The organism is Shimia sp. CNT1-13L.2 (assembly GCF_024331145.1).
GTDB lineage: Bacteria > Pseudomonadota > Alphaproteobacteria > Rhodobacterales > Rhodobacteraceae > Shimia.
In genome coordinates, this window is record NZ_JANDJO010000004.1 from 359,444 (window position 1) to 379,585 (window position 20,142).

At 56.2% G+C, this 20,142-nt stretch carries 18 protein-coding genes; 6 read left to right on the top strand and 12 right to left on the bottom strand.

Features of this window, described 5'->3' with window-relative positions; genetic code table 11:
* Positions 1–24: 24 nt before the first annotated feature.
* The 5 genes from NNA36_RS11520 to NNA36_RS11540 are packed head-to-tail and all read right to left on the bottom strand — an operon-like array spanning position 25 to position 5,842.
* Complete coding sequence (locus tag NNA36_RS11520) at positions 25–1,239, bottom strand: class I SAM-dependent RNA methyltransferase (RefSeq protein ID WP_255107246.1); 1,215 nt, start codon at positions 1,237–1,239, stop codon at positions 25–27.
* A gap of 1 nt (position 1,240) precedes the next feature.
* Positions 1,241–3,091, bottom strand: coding sequence for an ABC transporter ATP-binding protein (locus NNA36_RS11525; RefSeq protein WP_255107170.1), 1,851 nt, complete (start codon positions 3,089–3,091; stop codon positions 1,241–1,243).
* Positions 3,092–3,109: 18 nt separating this feature from the next.
* On the bottom strand, positions 3,110–4,264 hold the full coding sequence (locus NNA36_RS11530; protein ID WP_369681657.1) for a CCA tRNA nucleotidyltransferase: 1,155 nt from the start codon (positions 4,262–4,264) through the stop codon (positions 3,110–3,112).
* Positions 4,261–4,857 (bottom strand): CoA pyrophosphatase, encoded by a 597-nt coding sequence (locus tag NNA36_RS11535; RefSeq protein WP_255107171.1) that lies wholly within the window; start codon positions 4,855–4,857, stop codon positions 4,261–4,263. The genes NNA36_RS11530 and NNA36_RS11535 overlap by 4 nt, the downstream gene beginning before the upstream one ends.
* Positions 4,850–5,842: an Hsp33 family molecular chaperone HslO gene (locus tag NNA36_RS11540; RefSeq protein ID WP_255107172.1), complete on the bottom strand. Its 993-nt coding sequence runs from the start codon at positions 5,840–5,842 to the stop codon at positions 4,850–4,852. Before NNA36_RS11540 ends, NNA36_RS11535 begins: the two co-directional genes overlap by 8 nt.
* Before the next feature lie 76 nt (positions 5,843–5,918).
* Here NNA36_RS11540 and NNA36_RS11545 point away from each other — a divergent pair, with 76 nt between their 5' ends.
* On the top strand, positions 5,919–6,356 hold the full coding sequence (locus NNA36_RS11545) for an NUDIX hydrolase (protein ID WP_255107173.1): 438 nt from the start codon (positions 5,919–5,921) through the stop codon (positions 6,354–6,356).
* Here the strand turns inward: NNA36_RS11545 and NNA36_RS11550 are convergent.
* A complete protein-coding gene (locus NNA36_RS11550; RefSeq protein ID WP_255107174.1) occupies positions 6,326–7,624 on the bottom strand; it encodes a PP2C family protein-serine/threonine phosphatase in 1,299 nt (432 codons plus the stop codon). The two genes, NNA36_RS11545 and NNA36_RS11550, sit on opposite strands and share 31 nt — an antisense overlap.
* 161 nt (positions 7,625–7,785) lie before the next feature.
* Here NNA36_RS11550 and NNA36_RS11555 point away from each other — a divergent pair, with 161 nt between their 5' ends.
* The 3 genes from NNA36_RS11555 to NNA36_RS11565 all read left to right on the top strand — a co-directional run bounded on the left by NNA36_RS11555 (position 7,786) and on the right by NNA36_RS11565 (position 9,896).
* The gene (locus tag NNA36_RS11555; RefSeq protein WP_255107175.1) at positions 7,786–8,154 is read left to right on the top strand and encodes an Hpt domain-containing protein; all 369 of its coding nucleotides are present in this window, start codon (positions 7,786–7,788) and stop codon (positions 8,152–8,154) included.
* 150 nt (positions 8,155–8,304) lie between these two features.
* Positions 8,305–9,531, top strand: a complete 1,227-nt coding sequence (locus NNA36_RS11560; protein ID WP_255107176.1) for an argininosuccinate synthase — start codon at positions 8,305–8,307, stop codon at positions 9,529–9,531.
* An 80-nt stretch (positions 9,532–9,611) separates the two neighbouring features.
* On the top strand, positions 9,612–9,896 hold the full coding sequence (locus NNA36_RS11565) for an SCP2 sterol-binding domain-containing protein (protein ID WP_255107177.1): 285 nt from the start codon (positions 9,612–9,614) through the stop codon (positions 9,894–9,896).
* Positions 9,897–9,916: 20 nt separating this feature from the next.
* On the opposite strand, the gene NNA36_RS11570 is transcribed toward NNA36_RS11565, so the two are convergent.
* Together NNA36_RS11570 and NNA36_RS11575 are read right to left on the bottom strand one after the other, a co-directional pair.
* The gene (locus NNA36_RS11570; protein WP_255107178.1) at positions 9,917–10,630 is read right to left on the bottom strand and encodes an HAD family hydrolase; all 714 of its coding nucleotides are present in this window, start codon (positions 10,628–10,630) and stop codon (positions 9,917–9,919) included.
* A 58-nt stretch (positions 10,631–10,688) separates the two neighbouring features.
* Positions 10,689–11,600, bottom strand: a complete 912-nt coding sequence (locus NNA36_RS11575) for a D-amino acid aminotransferase (protein ID WP_255107179.1) — start codon at positions 11,598–11,600, stop codon at positions 10,689–10,691.
* A 150-nt stretch (positions 11,601–11,750) separates the two neighbouring features.
* On the opposite strand from NNA36_RS11575, the gene msrA reads away from it, so the two are divergent.
* Positions 11,751–12,410, top strand: a complete 660-nt coding sequence (gene msrA / locus NNA36_RS11580; RefSeq protein WP_255107180.1) for a peptide-methionine (S)-S-oxide reductase MsrA — start codon at positions 11,751–11,753, stop codon at positions 12,408–12,410.
* A 24-nt stretch (positions 12,411–12,434) separates the two neighbouring features.
* Here the strand turns inward: msrA and NNA36_RS11585 are convergent, their stop codons facing one another.
* Positions 12,435–13,307 (bottom strand): ribokinase, encoded by an 873-nt coding sequence (locus NNA36_RS11585; RefSeq protein ID WP_255107181.1) that lies wholly within the window; start codon positions 13,305–13,307, stop codon positions 12,435–12,437.
* A gap of 83 nt (positions 13,308–13,390) precedes the next feature.
* On the bottom strand, positions 13,391–15,646 hold the full coding sequence (locus NNA36_RS11590) for an NADP-dependent malic enzyme (RefSeq protein WP_255107182.1): 2,256 nt from the start codon (positions 15,644–15,646) through the stop codon (positions 13,391–13,393).
* A 179-nt stretch (positions 15,647–15,825) separates the two neighbouring features.
* On the opposite strand from NNA36_RS11590, the gene mutS reads away from it, so the two are divergent.
* Positions 15,826–18,441, top strand: a complete 2,616-nt coding sequence (gene mutS / locus NNA36_RS11595; RefSeq protein ID WP_255107248.1) for a DNA mismatch repair protein MutS — start codon at positions 15,826–15,828, stop codon at positions 18,439–18,441.
* Between the two features lie 61 nt (positions 18,442–18,502).
* Here mutS and NNA36_RS11600 read toward each other — a convergent pair whose 3' ends face one another.
* Together NNA36_RS11600 and hrcA are read right to left on the bottom strand one after the other, a co-directional pair.
* Positions 18,503–19,063: a nucleotide exchange factor GrpE gene (locus tag NNA36_RS11600; RefSeq protein ID WP_255107183.1), complete on the bottom strand. Its 561-nt coding sequence runs from the start codon at positions 19,061–19,063 to the stop codon at positions 18,503–18,505.
* A 10-nt stretch (positions 19,064–19,073) separates the two neighbouring features.
* A complete protein-coding gene (gene hrcA, locus NNA36_RS11605; RefSeq protein WP_255107184.1) occupies positions 19,074–20,138 on the bottom strand; it encodes a heat-inducible transcriptional repressor HrcA in 1,065 nt (354 codons plus the stop codon).
* Positions 20,139–20,142: the final 4 nt, after the last annotated feature.

Here is a 20,142-nt window from a genome sequence, read left to right on the forward strand (position 1 = left end):
GGGGTTCCACGATATCGTGATGCCTCATCGAGAGAAGCAAGCAGCAAGTTCAATGTGTGTCGACCACCGAAACTGATCAACCACCTGAATCCAATCTAGTTCATAGCCCGCTTCAACCAGTGTCTTGGCGTCTCGGGCAAATGTGACCGGATTACACGATACGAATGCAATGACCGGAACAGCGGACATCGCCAACTGCTTAACCTGAGCGGCGGCACCCGCCCGAGGCGGATCAACCACGGCGAGGTCATAGTCTAGATCTTTAGCCATCACCGGATTCCTGAAGAGATCGCGTGTTTCCGTCGTCACTCTCTTCAAACCTTGTGACTTACGCCAACCCTGATCCAGCGCCTCCATCATCGGGCGCGCACCTTCGACAGCGTGCATCTCATGTCTCAAGGCCAAGGGCAGCGTGAAGGTGCCGCAGCCGGCAAACAAATCGACGCCCTTGCGCCCAGCGCCTTCAATCGCGCTTTCGACCGCGGCCAAAAGCGCCTTTTCACCTTCATCCGTAGCCTGGAGAAATGCTCCTGCCGGAGGAACGACCTGAGCCTGACCGAAATTTTGACTGGCCGCGTGTCTCGCGGCAACAACTTCACCATCCCAGCTCAATCGCGCCAGCTTATGGCGTTCTGTTTCCTGGGCGAGCAGGTTTTGCAGCGGACCATCAAGGGGTTTGCCGCCGGTTACGGCGACGTCCAGCCCATTGGCGGAGACGGCAACCGTCACACTCATCTCGCCCTTGCGACTCCCGCCAACAATGGCAAGCTCTTTCAACGCTGCAATACCGTCGCGAAGTTGCGGCAACAGCAACTGACACTCTGGAATTTCGGTTATCACATCGCTGCTACGGGCATGAAACCCAACGGTTGCGCCCTTTTTCGTACGGCGAGCCGAGAAAACCGCCCTGCGCCGGGACATGGGGGAAGACGTTTGGATTGGATGAAACTCTGCTTCCAGTCCCTGAGCTGCAAGAGCCTGCCTCACCACATCGGTTTTCCAATCGGCAACAAAAGAGTCGCTTGCATGTTGCAGCTGGCACCCTCCGCAGCTGCGAAAATGGCGGCAGGGCGCTTTTACCCGATCAGAGGAGGGCTCAACGACTTTGACGTTTTCCAGACGGCTTCCAACGAGTTCCCCGGAAACGATCTCGCCGGGAAGTGTCAGCGGCGCGTATACAGGACCTTCAGCAATACCATCGCCGTGATGGCCCAGACGTTCGATCTTGTACTCTGTCATTTCATCCGTTTTCGTCTTCTTCACCTTCTATGCTGATAAACCCGCCTGACTGCCGCTCCCAGAAACGTGCATAAAGGCCATTGTTGTTCAGCAACTCGTCGTGTGAGCCTTCTTCAACGATTTGTCCATCGTCCAGCACAAGAATTCTGTCCATTTTGGCGATGGTCGAAAGGCGATGCGCAATCGCAATTACGGTTTTGCCTTCCATCATGCCGTAGAGCGTTTCCTGAATGGCGGCTTCAATTTCGGAATCCAGAGCGCTTGTCGCTTCGTCCAGGATCAGGATTGGTGCGTCTTTCAGGATCACGCGGGCCAATGAAATGCGCTGCCGCTGGCCGCCGGAGAGTTTAACACCACGCTCACCAACCTTGGCCTCATACCCGCCCTGCCCGCCGGGATCACGCAGGTCCATGATAAAGTCATGCGCCTCCGCCTTTTTCGCCGCCTCGATCATCTCGCTTTCTGTTGCATCAGGCCGGCCATAGAGAATGTTCTCCCTTATGGAGCGGTGCAAAAGCGCGCTGTCTTGCTGCACCATGCCAATCTGATCTCGCAAAGAGTTCTGCGAAACGCGCCCGATGTCCTGTCCATCGATGAGAACTCTGCCCTCTTCCGCATCGTAAAACCGTAGGAGCAATTTAACCAAAGTGGATTTTCCGGCTCCGGACCGCCCAATCAATCCAACTTTCTCTCCCGGTTGAACCTTCAAAGAAACCGAATTCAAACCTCCCGCGCCTCGGCCATAGTGATGGGACAGGTTCTCTATTTCGATTTGGCCGTCTTCGACCTTGAGATCAGGGGCACCCGGCACATCAACAAGCGAAATCGGCTGGGCGATGGTTTCCATACCTTCTGCCACAACACCCAATTGGCGGAAGAAACTGGTCAACGCCCACATGATCCAACCCGTCATCGCGTTCAACCGAAGCGTCAGAGCAGTCGCCGCAGCTACAATACCAACACTGGCCGTGCCTTGAGACCACAGCCATATCGCCCATCCAACAACGGCAACAATCAGAACCCCGTTCAGAAGCACGAGAACCACATCCATGACGGTGTAGATACGCATCTCGGCCTGGAACGTTTCGCGGGCGTATTCGATCGACTCCTTGGCATAGTCCATCTCGCGCTCATCATGTGAGAACAGCTTGACCGAATGGATATTCGTGTAGGCGTCAACAACGCGGCCTGTAACCTGCGATCTCGCATCAGAGGCGCGCTGAGACGCAGGCCCAACTCGCTGGATCGTCCAGCGCACAAGAAGCCCGTAAAGAAAGACCCACCCAAGCATCGGCAGAACAAGTCTGGGGTCGCTATCCGCCAACAGGATCGCCGCGCCCACAAAGTAGGCTATCGAGAATGTAATGGCGTCGAACACCTGAAAGACCGCTTCGCCAGCTGCTGGCGGGGTCTGCATGATCCGGTTCGCAATGCGCCCCGCAAAATCACCTTCGAACCAACCAACCGACTGGCGCAGAACATGTTTATGCGCACGGTACCGGATTAACGTGCCAAAGTTCGGCATGACCGCATTGTTGAGAAGCAGAACATCAATTGCCTGAAGCAACGGGCGAAACAGAAGGATCGCCAGGCCAACAACAACAAGTTCGAAGCCGTGAACACTCCAGAACTGCGCCGGATCACCGGACAGCAAATCGACAATACGACCCATATATCCGATCAGGATGATCTCGACCGCGGCAACAATGATCGACATGAGCGTTGCAAGCGCAAAGAGCTTTTTGAAAGGCTGAGAGTATTCCCAGAGAAACGGGAACAGCTTGCGAGAAGGCGTATCACTGTCCTCATAGGCACAGTACGGATCAACGAGGTTCTCGAAAAACCTGAACATGAAACAATCTCTCGATAGTTAAATTTCGAGAAGCGCCTCACGATCCAGTTTAAAATTGGACTCAATCCAGCGACGCTCCAAATCCTTGAGCTTTTGCCCCAAGGTGGGGCCAGAATACGCAGGCATCAAGTCTTTCGGCTTGATCGGAAACACAGCGGCCACACCCTGTTGGATTTCTGCAAGCAATGACGTGTCCAGAGGCATCTCCAACAAAGCGCATCGCAGAACCATAACAGAGGCCGCAAATGACTCGCCAAATCGGTATCCGAGCTCGGCAAGTGAGCGAGCGCTTCCGGTTTCTTCCCGCAATTCCCCAACAAGACGCTGCTGTTTCTTGGAAAGGCGCAGACCGTCGCCAAGATTTTCGCCACCCAAGGCTGCAAGCCGGCGCATCGGGTCGGGTTCAAGCCCGAACAACTCCTCGAAATGCACCAAGGGCGCGATTGGCTTGATCTCGGCGCCGTCGATGACCCTCATCAGCGCACCGCTTGCGTTCATTGCGGCCAAGGCCGGTGCGGGATCCTTTGCGCTCAAGAGTTTTACGCATTCAGCGCCAACTCGCTCCTTTGACAGGCTGTCGATTCCATCAACATTCGCTGCGATCGCTGCGAGGGCTTCGGCGTCCATGCCTTCTTCGGGATTGCCGTACCAAGCGTGAAACCGAAAGAACCGCAGAATTCGTAAATAATCTTCGCGAATGCGCTGATCGGCATCATCAATGAATCGCAGCTTTCGGGCGTCTAGGTCTTTCAATCCCCCCAGGGGATCAAAGACGATCCCGCTGGCATCCGCGTAAAGCGCATTCATGGTGAAATCACGGCGGTGCGCATCGTCTTCTACATGTTTGGAAAACGCGACAACCGCCCGACGACCGTCAGTCTCAACATCTTTGCGGAAAGTGGTAATTTCATGGGGAACGTGGCCGGAAACAACCGTGATCGTACCATGTTCAATCCCGGTTGGAATCGCGTTTAGCCCAGCGCCAGCGGCAAGTTCCATAACGATCTTGGGCAAAGCGTCGGTCGAAATATCGATGTCGTTGACCTCTGCGCCAATCAACGCGTTGCGCACGCAGCCGCCCACAAACAGTGCTTGGTACCCGGCGTTGGTGAGCATCTTGCACACGGCTTGCGTATGCTCGTTCTCCAGCCAGGAACCAGATACCCGGATCACGCTTCCATCCTTTCGGCAAGACCGCGCAGAATGCGCGCCGTCGCCCCCCAGATGTAATAGGGGCCAAAGGGAACCGTAAAGTAATGACGCCTCTGTCCGCGCCATCGCCGCGATTGAATCGAGTACCGACCGGATTGAACAAGGTGGGACAGAGGAACCGAAAACACCTCATCCACTTCGCCCGGTTCTGGAGTGACAACAAACCGGGAAGTCACGTGCGCGACAACGGGAGTCACGGAAAATCCTGTGACTGTCTCGTGGCAGGGAAGTGTACCGAGAACCTCTACGATATCAGGAGGCAGCCCGATTTCTTCATGTGCTTCCCGCAAGGCAGCGGCCGTGACGTCCGCATCTCCCTCATCCTTCTTGCCGCCCGGAAAGGCGATTTGACCCGGATGATGTTTGAGATGAGACGCGCGCTTGGTCAGGATCACGCGCGGCTCGCCCTGTTGCATTTCTATAGGAACAAGCACACCAGCAGGCCGCAGCTTGCGCCCCGCCGGCAAGACAACATCTGGATTGAGATCAAAATCCGAAGACTCGCCGCTTTCACGAGCAAGGGCCCGTTTCAGTGGAATTAGCGGGTCACTCACCCTTGGTCTCTTCCGCCTGGAATCCAACCGTCTTCGGATCAAGCTCGTAGTGCGCCCCGCAGAACTGGCAATCCGCTGTTACCAGACCATCATCGGTGGTCATCTTTTCGATGTCCTTTGCCGAATATATAGAAAGGCTTTGGCGAACGCGTTCCTCGGAGCACGTGCATCCAAACTTAACAGACTGCGTATCGTAGACGCGTGGCTGTTCTTCGTGGAAGAGGCGAATCAGCAGGTCCGTCGGGGAAACGGAGGGGCCGATCATCTCCAGATCTTCAACGCTATCGAGCAGAATGTTAGCGCGATTCCAGTTCTCTCCGTCATCCTCGTTAAGGATGTCAGACGCAGCAAGGAGGCCTCCCTCGGCGCTACCACCTTCTCCGGTCACATGAGGAGATGCCTTTGGCATGTGTTGGAGCATGATACCGCCCGCGCGCCAATGTTCTGGCACACCCGGCTCAATCGACTTGCCAAACCGTAGGGCAAAGCGAGTCGCCAGCTGTTCGGATTGCGCAAAATATGTCTCGGCACAGGCCTTCAATGACCCACCGGCCAATGGTGCAATCCCCTGGTAAGGGGTCATACCATTGCCCTGATCCATGAGAATGGCAAAATACCCGGCGCCGATCTGTTCAAAGGGATCGCCATCCGTCAGGCGGCTCTCATCATAACTCGCGTAAGCACGAATGCGCGCGGGTTCGCCTTCTTCTTGCGGCCCATAGTAATCCGTTGCGATCATCCGCACGGCGCCTTTGGACTGAACTTGCAAAGAAAGCTTCCAACGTAGCTTAATCGATTGACCAATAAGCGCCGTCAAAAGTGCCATCTCGGCAACCAGTGCTTCCACGGCGGGGGGATAGTTGTGTTGCTTCAACACACCATCCAACACGCCATCAAGACGTGCAACGCGACCGCGAATATCCGATTTGTCGAGCTGGAACGGCAGAACTGTGTCGTCCCAGGCGATTTTGTTTCCAAGAGTCATGGGGTTTCCCTAGTGGCCTTCATTTGCCATACCGCGACTATATAGGAGCGGCAAGCCAAACAAAAAGAGGTGCAACGTGATACGACGATTTGGGCAACCTCCAAGAACCGATGTCAAATACCGGGCCCGACCCGGCGTCTATGCCGTCCTGCTTCAAGGATCGGATATGCTTCTGACATTTCAAGAAGAGCCGGATCCGGAATTCCAACTGCCCGGGGGCGGCATCGACCCAGGCGAGTCCCCTGTCTCCGCGCTTCACAGAGAAGTTTACGAGGAAACGGGCTGGACAATTTCCGCACCGAAACGTTTGGGGGCATTTCGGCGCTTCGTGTTCATGCCAGAGTACGATCTCTGGGCGGAAAAGGTCTGTACGATATATGTCGCGAGACCTGCGCTTCGATTGGGCCCTCCGACTGAACCCCTGCATTCAGCTTTTTGGTTGCCAGCAAGTGAGGCGATCGGGGTTCTGGCGAATTCAGGCGATCAGCATTTTGCGGCCACATGTTTGCAATGACGGGCGCAGGGACTGAATTCAAACAAAATTCCGGAGACATCATCAGACATCTTTTCACTTCCTGAAAAGGCGATGAGTCTTTTGTGGAGGTCGGCCAACATCGTTTCGACGGGCTGGTTTCTCAGTTGGTATAACAACTTCGACAAGGCGCTTTCACCTAGCAGGTGACCATCAGGCCCGGAGCATTCCGTGACTCCATCTGACAGGATTAGAAGACGGTCTCCCTCGTTGAGGTCCACTTCAAGTTCCTGATATTCCACGTCTTTAATCAGGCCAATTGGAAACCCTCCCGACCCAAGAAACTCAACCTTCCCTGTTTTACGCAAAATCACTGGATGCGGATGTCCAGCCTGGGTCATTGAAACTCTGCCCAACTTAAGATCCAAAACCGCCAGAAGCATTGTGAAATAGTGCTCCGTTTCGAGTTCAGAAAGCAGGATGTTATTTAGCCTCGCGGCGACCTGCGAAGGCGCGAGATACTTTGTTTCACCGTTCTCATTTGAAACTAGTGCGATGTTCTGATCCGCGGAATTGGACGAAAGATAGCCAGCTAACCTTGCGGTCATAAGTGCGGAACTGACCCCATGTCCTGACACGTCCAGTGCATAAAGGCCGATTTGGTGGGGGCTAATCCTGTAGTGACCAACGAGATCGCCACCTACATGCCCGCTTGGTTGAAGCATGTAGGAAACAGACCCACTATCGAAAACCTGAAAAGTCTCTTTAACCAAAGACTGTTGAAGCTCTTTGGCTTCCAGCAAATCGTTGTCCAACAAGCCATATAACCTTCTCAATTCGCCTAGTGTTTGGGAAATAACTTCATTCTTTTGCGTCAACTCCTTCTGCATCCGGAGGATTCGATCACCAGCGTTGATCCTTGCCCTGAGTTCATGCGCATTGACCGGCTTGGAAATGAAGTCATCTGCTCCGCTCTCCAATCCCTTGGCAACCTCTGCCTTCTCGCTCTTGGAGGTCAGCAAAATAAAGTATCCGTAGCCATCTGACGGAAGTGCCCGAAAAGCCTGACAGAATTCGAGGCCGTCCATTCCCGGCATGACCCAATCGCTGATAATCAGATCTGGCCGCTGGTGAAGGCAGTGTTGGAGCGCTTCCTCGCCAGAAGCGGCTTCATGAACCTCATACCCATCGCGAACCAAGGACGCGGATAGAATCCGACGTTGAAGCTGGCTGTCGTCGACCAAAAGCACACGCTTGATAGCTCTTGGTGGTGATTTGGTTGGTACATCTTGGTGCTTTTGAAGTGACAAAGGTGGATCTACCGGGACAGTCGCTCGAGTTCACAGGACCATTGTTATCATGTTGTGCCTTAACAAGACCTCAACCCAACTGCGCTCGATACTGTTTGTCGTGGCGCTCATTTCTTAAGGATTCCATGTCACAGTCGTCTCGGGCGACTGCGAGGTAAGGAATGATCAATTGGGATCGCGTTGAAGAGTTACACGAAGAAATCGGGCCAGAGGATTTTGACTCTGTCGTCGCGCTATTTCTGGAGGAGGTCGGTCAAGCAATTGGCCGACTTGAGGAAAATTCTTCTCGCTCTAATCTGGGGGCGGATCTGCATTTTCTGAAAGGCTGTGCTCTAAATCTTGGGTTCAACAGTTTCTCGCTGGTCTGCCAAACAGGGGAAACACTGGTTTCCGAGGGCAATGAGGAGCTCGTTAATTTGCCTGGCTTGCTTGCAACCTATGAGGACTCTCTGAATGAGTTTCAATTGGAGCTGGAGACCCGGCTCAAACAACTGAAGCGGTCTATTCCCAAACCTTCCAGCATTGGCTGAAACAGCAGGGTTTCCAGGCTGAAATCCGCAGTAAACAAAGCCAAATTAAGGGATTTCGATCGATTTCTCTTTTATGGTTCTGCCTGCACCTTGCCCTAGTGTGGAAAACCCGTTATCGCGCCCTCGATATACGTATAAGGGGAAGAAAACATGTCCGCGCCCAAGAAAGTTGTTCTGGCCTATTCCGGCGGCCTTGATACCTCGATCATCCTGAAGTGGCTGCAAACCGAATATGGTTGCGAAGTGGTGACCTTCACCGCCGATCTGGGTCAGGGTGAAGAACTCGATCCTGCCCGCAAAAAGGCAGAGCTTCTGGGTATCAAACCCGAGAACATCTATATCGAGGACATCCGCGAAGAATTCGTACGCGACTTCGTGTTCCCCATGTTCCGCGCCAACGCGCAGTACGAAGGCCTGTACCTTCTTGGCACCTCGATCGCGCGTCCTCTGATTTCAAAACGCCTGATTGAAATCGCAGAAGAAACCGGCGCAGACGCCGTCGCGCACGGTGCGACAGGAAAGGGCAACGACCAAGTCCGTTTCGAATTGGCTGCTTATGCGCTGAACCCAGACATCAAGGTAATTGCACCCTGGCGTGAGTGGGATCTGACTTCGCGGACCCGCTTGATCGACTTTGCCGAAAAGAACCAGATTCCGATCGCAAAAGACAAACGCGGCGAGGCTCCTTTCTCGGTGGATGCAAACCTGCTGCACACCTCGTCCGAAGGCAAGGTTCTGGAAGATCCGGCGCAAATGGCGCCTGACTATGTGTTCCAGCGCACTGTTCACCCCGAAGACGCACCCGATACTCCGGAATACATCGAGATCGGCTTTGAAAAGGGCGATCCGGTAAGCATCAATGGCGTCGCCATGTCGCCGGCAACCATTCTGACGGAACTGAATGAATACGGTCGCAAGCACGGCATTGGCCGTCTTGACCTTGTTGAGGGCCGTTTTGTTGGCATGAAATCGCGCGGCATCTACGAAACGCCCGGCGGCACGATCCTGATCGAAGCCCACCGTGGGATCGAGTCGATCACGATGGATCGCGGCGCGATGCACCTCAAAGACCAGCTCATGCCGCAATATGCCGAGCTGATCTACAATGGTTTCTGGTACTCGCCCGAGCGCGAGATGCTGCAGGCTGCCATCGACCTGAGCCAAGAGCACGTCACCGGCACCGTTCGCGTGAAACTGTACAAAGGTCTGGCCTCGACAGTTGGTCGCTGGTCTGAGCATTCGCTCTATTCGGAAGAGCACGTGACTTTCGAAGAGGATGCTGGCGCGTATGACCAGAAGGACGCGGCGGGCTTTATCCAGCTGCAGGCCCTGCGTCTCAAGCTGATCGCGATGCGCAACAAGCGTGTGGGCAAGTAAGCTCCAGCAACGTCAGCATTGCCTGAATATGAACGCCCCCCTAGCACTCTAGGCGGGGCGTTTTCTTTTGGGAGTGAGACATGGCGTTGCAACAAATTGCGGATGGGATTCAATCGGGGTTGGCAGGTAAGTCCTTTGACGGCAGCCTAAAATTCGATTGCGGAGACGATGGCGTGATCGTTCTCAGGGATGCATCAGCCAGCACTGAGGATCAGGAAACCGACTGTACCATCCGGATTTCCAAGGACAACTTGACCAAGCTGTTGACTGGAAAACTCAACCCGATGACCGGCGTAATGATGGGCAAGCTGAAGATTTCCGGCGATATGGGCATTGCGATGAAGCTTGGGAAGCTAATCGGTTAAGTTCCTGATTTCACGCGTTTTCACGCCTTCTCAGACTGCATTTTCCGGTAGTGGATCATAGCCTCGTCCAGCACTTCCTGCAGGTGTTCGGGGACGCTTGGCAAGGGGCCTTCGGGCCCTGCGAAGCCGGTAGAGTTCCAGACCGCGCTGTACCAATGCGGGGCCCAGACGCCATCGTCCCTATGGCCGCCGCGGGGCCATTTGAGCATGGCATCTTCGAAGTCCAGTTCAAGCTTAGTACATATTTTTTTCAATTCTTTCATAGGGTTATCGCGTATGTCGTGACTATCGACAACGATTGGAGTTTGCCCCCACCCCTTAACCAGATCGAACAATTCGGCCTGTTGACGAAAGCCGATGTCGTCCAACGTGGGGTTCTCACGCTTGGCGGCATAGCTGGCTATGACGCGGGCGGGATGACGAATGAGGAAGACGTTTACGCAGTCTTTCATCCACTCCCTTGGTATGCCCGCTATCATGTGCTGCGTCATATGTTTTTGATAGAAAACGGTTTTTCCTTCGGGAACCTCCCCAACCAGAGATCGGGCAACAACCTCGGGATCCTTTGATTGCGATGCCAGAATCTCGTCTCGCATCGGGTGATCAAGACCCGTCCGGGCGAGGTATGCGGCGTAGAAAGGTTCGTCCACGACGGCGCAATCCGGGCGATTTCCAAAGCTGTACATCATGGCTGTCGAGAGGTTTCGTGGGCCGGACCACATGGCGATTTTCATCGATTTTTGCCTGTCTGTATCACGTCGGTATTACGTCGGTATTGCGGAGGTGCGAGATTCACCTTTCGACATTGCGGGCGACCAGATCTTTGTAGAGCGCGCGAATGCGTTTGGTCATCGGCCCCATTTCTCCGTCGCCAATCTGCCGCCCGTCAATGTCGCCCACGGGCGTCTGGGCACCGAATGTTCCGGTGAGGAACGCCTCGTCGGCGCCATAGGTATCCACGAGTGAGTAGTTGCGCTCGAACACCGGAATGCCGTCTGCGCGGCACAGGTCGATCACCTTTTGGCGGGTGATGCCGTTCATGCAGTAATCGCCGGTTGAGGTCCAAACTTCGCCCTTACGCACGATGAAAAAGTTGCAGGCATTGGTCGTATTCACAAAGCCATTCACATCCAGCATGAGGCCTTCATCTGCCCCCGCCTTTTCGGCAGCGATACAGGCGAGGATGCAGTTCAACTTGGAATGCGAATTGAGCTTTGGGTCCTGTGTCATAGGGAGGCCGCGGATATGGGGCACCGTGGCCAGGCGAATCGGGCGTGGGATCGATGGCCTGGAATGTTCCATGATGATGGTGATCGTTGGCCCCTGTCGGGACAGGCCCGGGTGCTGAAACGGGCGGGTTTTGACACCGCGTGTAACCATAAGGCGGGCATGGGCATCGGTGGTCATGCCATTCGCGGCGCGGGTATCTTCCAGCGCCTGTTTCATGGCGTCTTTGGATATGCCGATGTCGAGATCAATTGCCTTGGCGGCTTCGAACAGGCGGTCCATGTGTTCATCAAGGAAGGCCCAGTGCCCCTGATAAAGCCGCAACCCCTCCCAGACACCGTCACCAAGCATGAAACCGGAATCATAGACACTTACCACGGCTTCGGCCTTGGGAACGATTCGACCATTCAAATAGATCAGGATGTTTTCGTTTCGCGCATCGTCTTCGGCCTGGTGCGTCGTGACGTGATCGTCCATTTCGAGCTCTCCCTCTTTCTCGCGAGGCTAGGAGCCTCGGGACAGACTTCCAAGGGGTAAACTGTGGTCACCAACCCGTGACATTCGATTGCATGGGATTGTGCTTCGCGTTGTTGCGCAGCAGGCTACTCCATATCAGGAGGTTTCATCATGCGTCTGGTTCTCAAAGCTAAGCCCATTGTACTGGGAGCACTCATCTCAATTGGTCTTCTTGCACACGGCACCCAAGCGAAAGCCGCCGAAGATACCTTGATCGTAGCAGGAGGGTGTTTTTGGTGCGTCGAGAGCGATTTTGAAAGCGTGAAGGGCGTAAAGGAAGCCGTTTCCGGATACACCGGCGGAAAGACCAAGAACCCCAGCTACAAGGATGTGACTCGTGGAGGCTCGGGCCACTACGAGGCAGTAAAGATCATTTTTGATCCGAACGTGGTGAGCCGGAGAGAGCTGTTGCACAAGTTTTTCCGTTCGGTTGATCCGACGGATGCGGGTGGCCAATTCTGTGACCGTGGAAACAGCTATAGAACTGCGATTTTCGTCTCTAACAAGGCGGAAAAGTCCCTTGCAGAGAAATCCAAGGCCGAAGCACAAAGTGCGCTGGGGCGTAAGATTGTGACGCCGATCCTTGAGGAAGGCCGGTTTTACGATGCCGAAGCGTACCATCAGGATTACTACAAGGGTTCAAAGCTTGTCCTGACGCGGTTCGGGCCGAAACGCCAATCCGAAGCATATAAACGCTATCGCGAAGCCTGTGGCCGCGATGCGCGCGTCGCGCAGCTTTGGGGTGATGCGGCACCTTTTGTCGGTCACTAAGGGCTTAGCGGGCTGCCGCCTTTGTCAAAAACCGGCGGCCCTTACCTCTGCAAGATCAGGAATGACATCTGCAGTGCCCTCGCGAGTCACCATGAGCGCAGAGGCACGGATCGCTAGGTCGATTGCCTGTTCGATCCGCTGACCCCGATCAAGCCCCGCAGCAACATATCCCGCAAAGGTATCACCGGCCCCTGTCGCGTCGACGGGCGTGACCTTGGGCGCGGGGAATTCGTGCTTTTCGCCTGAAATAGTGTCTATCAACACGCATCCACGTGCCCCCAGCGTCACAATTATCTTGAGCGCACGCCCCTGCCCGATCTCTTCACCGGTGGCGGCCTTGTGCTGTTGCAATTCGACTTCGTTCAGGATGACGACGTCGGCAAAGGGAAGCGCGGCCTCCAGGGCTTCGGTTTCATAAGGAGCAGGACAACAGATCACGCGCAGACCGAGGCTCTTGGCTGTTTGCGCGGCAAAGACCTGGGCGTTGGTTTCATTCTGGAAGATCAGCGTGTCACCGGGGGACGCCTCGGACAGAACAAGACCAATCTGATCTTCGGAAATCTGGCGATTGGCACCGGGATAGATGACGATGGCGTTCTCGCCAGAGGGATCAACGTTTATGATGGCGTGGCCCGTGGGTTCTTCGATCCGGGCAATGGCGCGGGTGTCGACGCCATATTCCATCATCCTCTCGACCGCCCAGGCGCCATCAGCTCCAACCGCACCGATATGAGCCACATGCGCGCCGGCACGAGCAGCCGCAACCGACATGTTGGCACCTTTGCCACCAAGCCCACGGCTCATGGCAGATGCCGCCAAAGTTTCCCCCGGCGCGGGAAGGTGCGGGACGCGGTAGAAGTAATCGGCGTTGATCGAACCGAGATTGTAGATCGCCATTGGGTTTGTCCAAGTGTGAGGGCCAAAGAAAACGGGCCGGACAAGTTTGCCCGACCCGTCAAAAACTTCAAGCTGATCCGCGGTTAGCCGACTTTGCAGGCCGCGAGGATCGCCATGTTCAGGATGTCGTTGGCAGTGGAGCCGGTCGAGCAGATCTGAATCGACTTGTCGACGCCCGAGAGGATCGGGCCAATCACGGTTGCGCCGGCCATTTCCTGAAGCAGTTTGGTTGAGATCGACGCCGAGTGGCGGGCGGGTACGACCAGAATGTTGGCGGGACCAGTCAGGCGCTGGAATGGATAACTTTCCTGCGCCTTGGGGTTCAGGGCGACGTCGACCGTCATCTCGCCTTCGTATTCGAAATCGACACCGCGAGCGTCCAGTACACGGGGCGCGATGTGCATCTTTTCGGCACGTTCCGACACCGGGTAGCCGAAAGTCGAGAAGCTGACAAAGGCCACGCGCGGCTCGAGACCCATGTGACGGGCAACGCCTGCTGCGCGTTCGGCGATGTTTGCCAGATCGGTTTCATCCGGCCATTCATGAACAAGCGTGTCGGCCACAAGAACGATGCGGCCGTTGTGAAGAAGCGCGGTCACACCAACAGCGCCATGTTCTGCATCGGCATCAAACACGTGGTTGATGAGACCAAGAACGTGGGCCGATTTACGGGTGGCACCGGTGACGAGGCCGTCGCCATGCCCGTGTTGAAGCATCAGCGACGAGAACACGTGGCGATCACGCGCGGCCAGTTTGAACACGTCGTGACGGTCAAACCCTTTTCGTTGCAAACGTTCGTAGAGGAAGTCGACGTAGGTATCGAGGTGGCGGGTGTTCTTGGCGTTGACCACTTCAATTTCGCGAACGGCATCGCCAAGGCCGGCAGCCTCGAGCTTCTTTTTCACGTCATCTTCACGACCAACAACCAGCGCCTTGCCAAGGCCGGAGCGCTGATAAGTCACCGCGGCGCGCAGAACGCGGGGGTCGTCGCCCTCGGCAAAGATCATGCGGGCCTGCGCGTTGCGGGCGCGGGCGTTCAGGCTGCGCAGGATCGACGCCGTCGGATCCATCCGCGATTTCAGGCTGTCTTCGTAGCCCTGCATGTCGATGATCGGACGGCGGGCAACGCCTGTATCCATACCCGCTTTGGCGACTGCCGGCGGAATGCGGAAGATGAGACGAGGATCAAACGGGGTTGGAATAATATAGTCGCGGCCGAAGGAAAGCTTGCGACCATAGGCCATCGCGACCTCGTCGGGCACGTCTTCGCGGGCCAACTCTGCAAGGGCTTCGGCGCATGCGATTTTCATTTCGTCGTTGATGGCGCGCGCGTGAATGTCGAGAGCACCGCGGAACAGGTAGGGGAAGCCAAGCACGTTGTTCACCTGGTTCGGATAGTCCGAGCGGCCCGTGGCAACAATTGCATCAGCGCGTACTGCGTGCGCTTCTTCCGGTGTGATTTCCGGATCGGGGTTGGCCATGGCAAAGATCACGGGATCATCCGCCATCGACGCGACCATATCCTGGGTCACGGCGCCCTTGACCGAAACGCCAAGGAAGACGTCGGCATCTTTCATGGCATCTTCGAGTGTGCGGAGATCGGTCTTGATCGCGTGGGCCGATTTCCATTGGTTCATACCTTCGGTACGGCCCTGATAGATCACGCCCTTGGTGTCGCAGACGATGCAATTTTCATGTTTCGCACCCATCGATTTGAGCAGTTCGATACATGCAATGCCCGCAGCCCCTGCCCCGTTGAGTACGATTTTGCAGTCTTCGATTTTCTTGCCCGAGATATACAGCGCGTTCAGAAGGCCAGCGGCGCAGATCACGGCGGTGCCGTGCTGGTCGTCGTGGAAAACCGGAATGTCCATCTCTGCCTTGAGCTGCTGCTCGATGATGAAGCACTCGGGCGCCTTGATGTCTTCGAGATTGATGCCGCCAAAGGTGGGGCCCATCAGCTTGACCGCCTTGATGAACTCTTCCGGATCTTCGGTATCCAACTCGATGTCGATCGAGTTCACATCGGCGAAGCGTTTGAAAAGAACTGCCTTGCCTTCCATCACCGGCTTAGAACCAAGCGCGCCAAGGTTGCCAAGACCAAGAACCGCCGTACCGTTCGAAATGACCGCGACAAGGTTGCCCTTGTTGGTATAGTCATACGCAGTGGAGGGATCAGCAGCGATTGCTTCACAAGGAACCGCCACACCAGGGCTATAGGCCAGCGAAAGATCGCGCTGGGTGGTCATCGGGACCGATGCCTTGATCTCGAACTTGCCCGGGGTCGGTTCGAGGTGGAAGGCCAGGGCCTCTTCGGGTGTGACTTTGGTCTTGGTCATCAAATTGCGTCCTTTTTCGGGTCAAAGGCGTCATAGACGAGCCTACGGACTCTCTCAACCTGTTTGCGCCAGTTCTTAACGCGTTTTCGCCTTTCGTCCTCTGCGACGATTTTGCTAAGTCTGTCTGCACTATCTTGGGGGAAACAGCAGTGAACGCAGGCAAACCGGCCGTCACGCCGATGATGGCGCAGTATCTCGAGATCAAGGCCGAGTATCCGGACGCCCTTTTGTTTTATCGAATGGGCGACTTTTACGAGATGTTCTTTGATGATGCCGTTGCGGCGGCCGAGGCGCTGGATATCGCGCTGACCAAGCGCGGCAAACACGACGGTGCCGAGATCCCGATGTGCGGTGTGCCGCATCACGCGGCCGAGGGCTATTTCCTGACCCTGATCCGCAAAGGGTTTCGCGTTGCGGTTTGCGAACAGATGGAAAGCCCGGCCGAGGCCAAGAAACGCGGCTACAAAGCAGTTGTGAAGCGGGAAGTTGTGCGGCTTGTTACTCCGGGCACCCTGACCGAAGATTCCCTTTTGGATGCGCGCAGGCACAACTTCCTTGCGGCCTTTGCAACCGTACGGGACGAGGCCGCGCTGGCCTGGGCCGATATTTCGACCGGTTCGCTTTATGTGATGCCCGTTTCGCCCGTGCGTCTTGGCCCGGAATTGGCGCGGCTGGCCCCGTCGGAACTTCTTGTGGCCGAGGGATCAGAGGCGGAATTGCATGAAACAGTCTCTGATGTTGGGGTTTCCCTTACACCTATGTCGCGTGGGTCTTTTGACTCGACAAGTGCGGAAAAGCGGGTTGCGACGCTGTTCAAGACGTCTTCGCTGGATGCTTTCGGAACCTTTAGTCGCCCTGAAATCGGCGCGCTCGGCGCGATTGTCGACTATCTTGAGCTGACCCAAAAAGGCAAACTGCCGCTTTTGCAACCGCCGGTACGGGAGGCAACGCAGGGCGTGATGCAGATTGATGCCGCGACGCGCCGGAACCTTGAACTGACCCACGCGCTTTCGGGTGGCAAGGCCGGCTCCCTGCTGGCGACGATCGACAAGACGGTGACCCCGAGTGGTGCGCGGCTTCTTGAACAACGCCTGTCCAGCCCGTCGCGGCGGCTTTCGGTGATCCAGGGGCGGCACGATTCAGTCTCTAACATGGTGGAAAACCGCCAGATTGCGCGTGACTTGCGCGACAGCCTCAAGAAGGTCCCGGATCTGGATCGGGCACTTTCGCGCCTGTCTTTGGACCGAGGCGGCCCGCGTGACCTTGCCGCGGTCCGGAATGGCCTGAATCAGGCGGAATCCCTTTATTCGACCCTGAATTCGGCACAATTGTCCGAAGATCTGGCCGATGCGGTGAAGGCCCTGGGGGGGCATGAAGAGCTGCTGGACTTGCTGGATCAGGCGCTTGTGGCCGATCCCCCCCTTCTGGCGCGGGATGGCGGGTTCATCGCGCCGGGATACGATGTGGAGCTGGACGAAAGCCGGACGTTGCGCGACGAAGGGCGCGGCGTGATCGCGGCGATGCAATCCCAGTATTCGGAAATGACAGGAATTGCCTCTCTCAAGATCAAGCACAATAACGTTCTGGGCTATTTCATTGAAACAACGGCAAAACATGCCGATGCGATGATGTCCGCCCCCCTGTCCGAGACCTTCATTCACCGTCAGACAACCGCCAATCAGGTGCGCTTCACGACCGTGGAGCTCTCGGAGATGGAAACCAAGATCCTGAATGCGGGGAATCGGGCGCTTGAGATCGAAAAACGTCTCTATGACACCTTAAAAGGGTCTATTCTGGACGCAGCGGGACAGGTTTCAAGCGCATCAAGGGGGCTCGCGGAACTGGATTTGGCCACTGCGTTGGCCGAACTGGCCATTGAGGAAAGCTGGTGTCGTCCGGACGTGAACGAAAGCCGTGACTTTCACGTGGAAGGCGGACGCCATCCGGTGGTTGAGGCGGCCTTGCGCAAGCAGGGCGGGTCGCCTTTTGTCGCCAATGACTGCGATCTTTCCGGCGGGGATGAAGCGAGCATCTGGCTTTTGACTGGTCCGAACATGGCCGGTAAATCGACCTTTCTGCGTCAGAACGCGTTGATTGCCCTTCTCGCGCAGATGGGGAGTTTTGTGCCGGCAACCGAAGCGCGGATTGGCGTGGTGAGCCAGTTGTTCAGCCGCGTTGGCGCCTCGGATGATCTGGCGCGCGGGCGATCCACTTTCATGGTTGAAATGGTGGAAACCGCCGCGATCCTGAATCAGGCCGATGATCGCGCGCTGGTTATTCTTGACGAGATCGGCCGCGGCACCGCGACCTATGATGGTTTGTCGATCGCATGGGCCACGCTGGAACATCTGCATGACGTGAACAAATCACGCGCCCTGTTTGCCACGCACTATCATGAAATGACGGCGCTTTCCGAAAAGCTTGGCGGTGTTGAAAACGCCACAGTGACGGTGCGGGAGTGGGAAGGCGAGGTCATCTTCCTGCACGAAGTCAAAAAAGGAGCGGCGGATCGCAGTTACGGGGTGCAGGTGGCACAACTCGCCGGATTGCCGCCAGTCGTTGTCGAGCGTGCGCGCGTTGTTCTGGAGGCGCTGGAAAAAGGCGAGCGTGAAGGATCGGGCCAGAAGGCGTTGATTGATGATCTTCCGCTATTTGCAGCCACGCCGGCACCGCAACCGGTCGCGGCCAAGGGCCCCTCGCCGGTTGAGGAAATGCTGGGCGATGTGCATCCCGATGACCTGAGCCCGCGAGAGGCGCTTCAGGTTCTTTATGCTTTGAAGGAAAAGCTGGGCTAGCGCGACACGCGCCAATATCCCAAAGAAAAAGCCCCCGAACTTGCGTCGGGGGCTTTGTTTTTTAGCCAGTGAAGGATGAAACACCCACCTGCGCGGGGCGCAGAAGGCGATCGTGCAGCATGAAGCCTTCGGCCGATACTTGGATGATGTCGCCCGATTTGGTGCCAGGCAGCGGCGCTTCGAACATGGCTTCGTGCATGTTCGGATCGAACCGGTCGCCAACGGCCGGGCTTACGATCTCGACACCGTGCTTTTTGAAAACGTTCAGCAGCTCGCGCATGGTCAGTTCGATCCCTTCGATCAGCGCGGCCGAGGCCTCTTTCTGTTCGTCGGTGATCGCGTCCAGAGCGCGTTTCATGTTGTCGTAGACCGGCAGGATATCGCGGGCCAGCTTGGAACCGCCATATTGCTCGGCGTCGCGGCGTGCTTTGTCGCTGCGTTTGCGGGCGTTTTCGGCATCTGCCAGTGCTCGCATGAACCGGTCTTTGTACTCGTCACGCTCAGCGCGCAGCGAATCCAGTTCAACCGCCTCGTCTTCGAGTTCGTCCAGGCTCTGGGCAAACTCTTCGGCCTCGGCTTGTTCGATGTCGTCCAGAAACTCGTCTTTTTTCGGTTCTGCCATTTCTCAACCTCTAACCGCGATCGGAAATCATTTTTCCAACCAGTTGCGCCGTGTAATCCACAATCGGCACGATACGTCCATAGTTAAGGCGCTTGGGGCCGATTACGCCCACAGCACCCACAATCTTTCGATCCGCGTTCATATATGGAGACACCACCAAAGAGGAACCCGAAAGTGAAAAAAGTTTGTTCTCAGAGCCAATAAAAATGCGCACACCGTCGCCCTCTTCGGCGAGTTCGAGAAATTCGGCAATGTCGCGCTTGCGCTCGAGGTCATCAAACAGGGTACGGATGCGTTCGAGATCTTCCGCTTCCTCTTCCGATCCCAGCAGGTTTGCCCTGCCCCGCACGATCAGGCGCTCGTGGCTGCCTTCATCATCCGCCCAAAGCGCCAGCCCGTTTTCAACCAGATCACGCGCGAGGGTGTCGATCTCTTGTCGGCGCTGGCTGATCTGGTTGCGCACGCTTGTTTGCAATTCGGACAGAGTGAGCCCTTCGACCATGGAATTGAGGAAATTCGCCGCTTCCCTCATCGAACTTGGGGTTTGTCCGGACGGCGGTGTGAAGAGGCGGTTTTCAACGTGTCCATCGGCAAAAACGAGAACAACAAGGGCGCGATCATGCGCAAGGCTCACGAACTCGATATGCTTGATCGGTGCCTCGTGTTTTGGTGCCAGAACCAGAGAAGCGCCCTGTGTTACACCGGAAAGGGCCGCGCCAACCCTGTCGAGCATGCCGCCAACATCGGCGTTGCCTTCGCCAAGGGTCGCGTCAATCTTCTGACGGTCCTGCGCGTCGAGATCGGAGACTTCCAAGAGACCATCGACAAACATCCGCAGCCCCATCTGCGTGGGAACGCGGCCGGCACTGACGTGGGGGCTATCCAGAAGGCCAAGGTACTCCAAATCCTGCATCACGTTGCGCACGGTTGCGGCGGAAACCTTTTCCGACATGCTCCGCGTGAGGGTTCGAGACCCGACGGGATCGCCTGTATCCAGATAGCCCTGGACGACGCGGCGAAATACTTCGCGCGAGCGGTCGTTCATTTCGTTGAAAATGCGGGCGCTGTCGCTCATGGCT